Source organism: Tsukamurella ocularis, assembly GCF_965138335.1.
In the GTDB taxonomy this organism is placed as follows: Bacteria; Actinomycetota; Actinomycetes; order Mycobacteriales; family Mycobacteriaceae; genus Tsukamurella; species Tsukamurella ocularis_A.
Map to the genome: position 1 here is coordinate 31,538 of NZ_CBCSDV010000037.1, position 5,630 is coordinate 37,167.

A 5,630-nucleotide genomic window follows, 5' to 3' on the forward strand; every position below is an offset into this window, starting at 1 on the left:
GGGCCGGCAGCGGTGGTGCCGCCCGCTCGGCCCGCACGGGCGACAGCGGCCGCGCGGATGGTTCGGCGTCCGGCGCGCGCAGCACGACGAAGCTCGGTACCGGTGTGTCCGGCGCGCGGGTCCGTGCCCCGTCGGCCGCGAGAATGATCGCCCCCATACTGATTAGACGCATCAGGAAGCCGTTCGGATCCCGTGTACTCGGACGGGCCCGGCGCCGCGGATCCCGTATGCTGGCGCCGAAGATCGGTCCCCGGGGGAGGTGCAGGTGAAGGGCAGGCTCGGCCAGTCCGACGCGGAGTTCTACGCGTTGGAGAATTCCACCACTCCCACCCACGTCGGGTCGCTCGTCATCCTCGGTCGGCCCGAGGAGGGCCTGGAGTACGAGCGTCTGCTCGACACCATCGAGGAGCGCCTCGCCGAGGTTCCCCGGTACCGGCAGAAGGTGCGCACGGTGCCGTTGGGCATCGCCCGCCCGGTGTGGATCGAGGACCGCGATTTCGACATCACGTACCACGTGCGGGTCTCCGCGCTGCCGCAGCCGGGCAGTGACGATCAGCTGCACGACCTGGTGGCGCGGCTGAACTCCCGGCCGCTGGACCGCGAGCGACCGCTGTGGGAGGTGTACCTCATCGAGGGCCTCGCCGACGACCGACTGGCGGTGTTCTCCAAGACCCACCTGGCGCTGGTCGACGGCCGCGCGAACGTCGATCTGATGCAGTTGCTGCTCACGGATTCCCCGCGCACGCCGGAGCCGCCCGAGGACCTGTGGATGGGGCAGCACGAGCCCAGCGACGGCGAGCTGGTGATGGGCGCCGTCATCGACATGCTGTCGCGCCCCAAGCGCACCGCCGCGATGATCCAGGGCGTCGTCGGCGAGGTCGCCGAGTCGATCACCGGCCTGCAGGAGGACGCCGCCAACGTGATCGAGCGCGCCTCCAGCCTGGTGCGGGCCCGCACCGCCGTGACCCCCGTGCGCTCGCTCAACGTCCCCATCTCGCGGAGCCGCCGGTTCGCCGTGGCGCGGATGGATCTCGACGAGTTCCGTCGGCTGCGGGCGGCGTACGGCTGCACGGTGAACGACCTGCTGCTGTCGGTGATCGCGGGCGGCCTGCGCACGTGGCTGATCTCGCGCGGCGAACCGATCAGTGCTGGCACCGAGGTGCGGGTGCTCGAGCCGATCGCCGTCGACGACGTGGGCCTCGGCGTGGGCGAACAGGTACGCGCGTACATCGTTCCGCTCCCCGTCGCCGAGAGCAACGCGGTGGTGCGGATGCGCCAGATCGCGCACGGCGCCGCCGCACAGGTGGACCGGAACCGGCAGGTCGCGGCGCGCGCGCTGGCCGCGAGCGGCGGCTTCACGCCGCCCACGCTGCACGCGCTGGGTGCCCGCACCGCGATGAGCGTGTCGCCGCGCTCCTTCAACACCCTGGTGACGAACGCGCCGGGCCCGCAGGCGCCGGTGTACCTGGCGGGCATCGAGGTGCAGCAGGTCTACCCGGTGCCGCCGCTCATCGCGAATCAGGTCGTCTCCATCGGCATCACCTCGTACAACGGCACGGTGTACATCGGCCTCAACGCCGACCGCGACGGCATGTGGGACGTGATCTCGATGACGGAGTTCCTGTACGAGGCGCTGGACGAGATCGCCGCGTCCGCGAAGGGGGAGTAGATGATCCGCGTGTACGTGCCGAGCACCCTCGCCGGGCTGCAGGTCCTGCAGCGTGACGGCGAGCTGTTCCCGTTGGGCGGCACCGTCTTCGGGGTGACCCCCGCGCTGCGCGAGGCGTACACCTCGGGTGATGACGAGGAACTCGCGGAGGCCGCCATGCGGCACGCCGCGCGCGCCTCGCTGCGCCTGCTAGCCGTCGACGAGCCGGACCCGGCCGACGGCGCCGAGGGCGACGGCGCCGGGGCCGAGGGCGACGGTGCCGCGCCGGATCCCGTGCGGCGCGTGGTGATCACGGTCGACGTGCCCGCCGCCACGGAGCGCCCGGACCTCGACGACGCCGTGCTCAAGGTGACCGAGCCGATCCGGCTGAAGAACGTGCTCGCCGTGCACGTCGACGTCTCCGAGGCCGAGGAGGCGGTGACCCGCGCCGCGCAGGTGGTCGACGCCGCTGACCTCGGCGATGAGGACGCCGAGCTCGCCGTCGGCGATGCGGAGGACCACGATCTGGCCTGGTACGCCACCCAGGAACTGCCGTTCCTCCTCGAACTCCTCTAGCCCGGACGTGACGAGTAACGAGGCGGGGTGACGACCGTGGCCGCTCCGCTGCGTCGAGTTCGTTTCACCCGGTAGCCGACGCCGCGATCGGATCGACACGCCGGCGCTGTGCGCGGGGGCCGGGGTGCCGTTCTTCCTGCGCGTCGAGATCGATGGGGCGTACGTCGCTGTCGAGCTCCTTGAGCTGGTCGACGGTGCGTACGTCTCGCGGCAGCGCGCCGTGAGTGGGCAGGACTTCCGCACGGACGTGCCGTTCCCGATGTGTTTCGACCCGCTGGACCTGCTCGAGCCGGGGATGGCCCCGCGCTGATCGTCGGGGTTACGGTGGGAGCATGAGCGCGCGCGGTGCCCGGTTCGCGGCGGCCCTCCTCGTGGGGGCCAGCGTCGTGGTGTCCGCGCCCGCGGCGTCGGCGGCCCCGGTGCCGCTGGCCGGCACGCAGTGGAGGTTCGAATCGAGCGGCGTCGCACGCACGGCACCCGTGAAGTACACCGGGTCGCCCGCGCACTTCAGCATCGATGGCAAGCGCGGCGGCGGCAACGACGGCTGCAACGTCTTCGGCATGAACGCCGAGGTCAAGGGTGACCGCGCGACCTTCCGCGGCCTCGTCTCCACCCTGCGGATGTGCTACGTCCCCGGTGCGGGCGAGCAGTTCCGCAAGGCCTTCGACGGCGCGCGCACCGTCCGGATCACGGGCGACCGGCTCACGATCTCCGACGGTCCGCGGGGCTACTGGAACTTCGTCGCGAACGGCCCCGCGAGGAAGTAGCCGTGCTGCACCCTCGTGGGACAACCTCACAGAAATTGTCCCAACAGGTTACGGCACCGTAGGCTCACCCCCATGAGCAACTCTTTCCGCGCCTTCCGTGATTGGCTCGAGGCCCCGGCCAAGAACGTCTCCGCAGAGCATCCCCGCACCAACCTGGTGCGCGGCGCGGTCGCGCGGCTCACCACGCCGCTGCTGCCGGACGATTACCTGCACCTGATCAACCCGCTGTGGTCGGCGCGGGAGCTGCGCGGCAAGATCGTCAAGGTGCAGCAGGAGACCGACGAGTCGGTCACGCTCACCATCGAGACCGGCTGGGGCTTCAACACCAAGTACGAGGCCGGGCAGTACGTGGGCATCGGCGTGCTCGTCGGCGGCAAGTGGACGTGGCGCTCCTACTCGCTCACCTCCGTGCCGGACATGGGGCACGGCCGCGCGCCGCGCGAGGTGTCGATCACCGTCAAGGCGATGAACGAGGGCTTCCTCTCGAACCATCTCGTCACGGGCGTGCAGGAGGGCACCATCGTGCGCCTGCAGGCACCGTCGGGCGACTTCACCCTCCCGAACCCCCTGCCGCCCAAGGTCCTGTTCCTCACCGCGGGCAGCGGCATCACGCCCGTCATGGCCATGCTGCGCACGCTGGAGCGGCGCGGCATCCCCGCCTCCACCGACATCGTGGCCGTGCACTCCGCGCCGAACGCCGATTCCGCGCTGTTCCGCGACGAGCTCGAGGCCCTCGACGCGAACCACGACAACGTGACCGTGCAGTTGCGCTACACCCGCGACGCGGGACGCCTGACGCCGGCCAACCTCGGCGAGGCCGTGCCCGACTGGCAGGAACGGCAGACCTGGATCTGCGGCCCGGGCGTATTCCTCAACGATATGGAGAAGGCCTGGAAGGACCGCGGGATCGAGTCGCGCCTGCACCAGGAGCGGTTCACCGTCGAGCGCGCCGACGTCTCCGCGTCCGGCGGCGACGTCACCTTCCTCAAGGCCGGCAAGACCACCGCGGTCGACGGTGCCACCACCCTCCTCGAGGCGGGCGAGGCCGCCGGCGTGCAGATGCCCTTCGGCTGCCGCATGGGCATCTGCCAGACGTGCGTCGTGCAGCTCGCCGACGGCCAGGTCCGCGACCTGCGCAGCGGCGACCTCCACACCGAGGGCGAGCGCATCCAGACCTGCATCTCCGTCGCGGTCGGCGACTGCACCCTGGACGTCTAGTCCGGGGCCCTGCGACCAGCGGCGTTCCGCCCCTTCGGGCGTCTCCGATTGACACCTACGCGGCCGTAACTTACGGTTGCGTAGGTTAGAACGGACACCACCGGAGGGCAGCCCCGCATGGCGATCACCGACATCCCCGAGTACGCGCACCTCACCGAGGCCGACGTCGAGACGCTCGGCGCAGAGCTGGACGCGATCCGGCGTGACATCGAGGCGGTCCGCGGCGAGTCCGACGCGCAGTATCTGCAGCGCACCATCGCCGCGCAGCGCGGGCTCGAGGCGGCCGGCCGGCTGATGCTGCTCGGCGCGCACAAGCGCGGATTCTGGTGGGGCTCGGCGGCCACGCTGGGGCTGGCGAAGATCATCGAGAACATGGAGCTCGGGCACAACATCATGCACGGGCAGTGGGATTGGATGAATGATCCCGAGGTGCACTCGACCACGTGGGAGTGGGACAACGCCGGCACGTCGCGCCTGTGGAAGCACACCCACAACTACGTGCACCACAAGTACACCAACGTCCTCGACATGGACGACGACGTGGGCTACAAGACCCTCCGCGTGACCCGCGACCAGCCGTGGACGCCGTTCAACTCCGGCAACCTGGTCTACAACACGATCCTCATGCTGCTCTTCGAGTACGGCGTGGCGATCCAGCACCTCGAGCTCGGCCGCGCGGCCACCAAGTGGAAGAAGTCGTGGTTCGACCGCGAGGGCTTCAAGGCCGACGCCGCGGACGTGGGCCACAAGATCGGCCGCCAGGTGCTCAAGGACTACGTCGCCGCGCCGCTGGTCGGCGTGCCCTTCGGCGGCAAGCGCGGTTGGCGCAAGGCGCTCACCGCGACCATCACCGCCAACGTGATCCGCAACGTGTGGACCAACGCGGTCATCTTCTGCGGTCACTTCCCCGACGGTGCCGAGAAGTTCACGAAGCAGGACGTCGACAACGAGACCCAGGCCGAGTGGTACCTGCGGCAGATGCTCGGCAGCGCCAACCTCTCCGGCGGCCCCGTCATCGACTTCCTCTCCGGCAACCTGAGCTATCAGATCGAGCACCACCTGTTCCCCGACCTGCCGTCGAACCGCCTCGCCGAGATCGGCGTCCGCGTGCGCGCGCTGTGCGAGAAATACGACCTGCCGTACACGATCGGCCCGCTGCACGTGCAGTACTACAAGTCCTGGCGGACCATCGCCAAGCTGTCGCTGCCCGACAAGTACCTCCGCGACACCGCCGACGACGCCCCCGAGACCGCCTCCGAGGCGATGTTCGCGGGCACCGAGTTCGCCGAGCCGCGCATCGACGAGCGCACCGGCCGCCGGTTCGGCCTCAAGGCCGCCCGTGCCGCGGTCCACGCCCGACGGGGCCGTCGCCGCCCCTGATCNNGNCGTGTCGATGCCCGACGGTGCGCCACGCACCGTCG

Annotated in this window: 6 protein-coding genes; all 6 read left to right on the forward strand. The window is 70.3% G+C overall.

Translation table 11 applies throughout. The features are described 5' to 3' along the window. Positions 1 to 265: 265 nt before the first annotated feature. The 6 genes from ACNAYW_RS22295 (at position 266) to ACNAYW_RS22320 (ending at position 5,589) form a co-directional block, all read left to right on the forward strand. A complete protein-coding gene (locus tag ACNAYW_RS22295; RefSeq protein ID WP_415851813.1) occupies positions 266 to 1,669 on the forward strand; it encodes a WS/DGAT/MGAT family O-acyltransferase in 1,404 nt (467 codons plus the stop codon). Between the two features lie 3 nt (positions 1,670 to 1,672). Then, positions 1,673 to 2,224 carry a DUF6912 family protein gene (locus tag ACNAYW_RS22300; RefSeq protein WP_415851821.1) on the forward strand — a complete coding sequence of 184 codons (552 nt, stop codon included), beginning with the start codon at positions 1,673 to 1,675 and terminating at the stop codon, positions 2,222 to 2,224. Positions 2,225 to 2,348: 124 nt separating this feature from the next. Then, positions 2,349 to 2,534: a hypothetical protein gene (locus ACNAYW_RS22305; RefSeq protein WP_415851814.1), complete on the forward strand. Its 186-nt coding sequence runs from the start codon at positions 2,349 to 2,351 to the stop codon at positions 2,532 to 2,534. Positions 2,535 to 2,556: 22 nt separating this feature from the next. After that, positions 2,557 to 2,991 carry an META domain-containing protein gene (locus ACNAYW_RS22310; RefSeq protein ID WP_415851815.1) on the forward strand — a complete coding sequence of 145 codons (435 nt, stop codon included), beginning with the start codon at positions 2,557 to 2,559 and terminating at the stop codon, positions 2,989 to 2,991. A gap of 72 nt (positions 2,992 to 3,063) precedes the next feature. After that, complete coding sequence (locus tag ACNAYW_RS22315; RefSeq protein ID WP_415851816.1) at positions 3,064 to 4,209, forward strand: ferredoxin reductase; 1,146 nt, start codon at positions 3,064 to 3,066, stop codon at positions 4,207 to 4,209. 117 nt (positions 4,210 to 4,326) lie between these two features. Further along, positions 4,327 to 5,589, forward strand: coding sequence for a fatty acid desaturase family protein (locus tag ACNAYW_RS22320; protein WP_415851817.1), 1,263 nt, complete (start codon positions 4,327 to 4,329; stop codon positions 5,587 to 5,589). Positions 5,590 to 5,630: the final 41 nt, after the last annotated feature.

Coding starts and splice junctions, on each gene's coding strand:
- ACNAYW_RS22310 (WP_415851815.1), top strand. CDS start 2,557: ATGAGCGCGCGCGGTGCCCGGTTCGCGGCGGCCCTCCTCGTGGGGGCC.
- ACNAYW_RS22315 (WP_415851816.1), top strand. CDS start 3,064: ATGAGCAACTCTTTCCGCGCCTTCCGTGATTGGCTCGAGGCCCCGGCC.
- ACNAYW_RS22320 (WP_415851817.1), top strand. CDS start 4,327: ATGGCGATCACCGACATCCCCGAGTACGCGCACCTCACCGAGGCCGAC.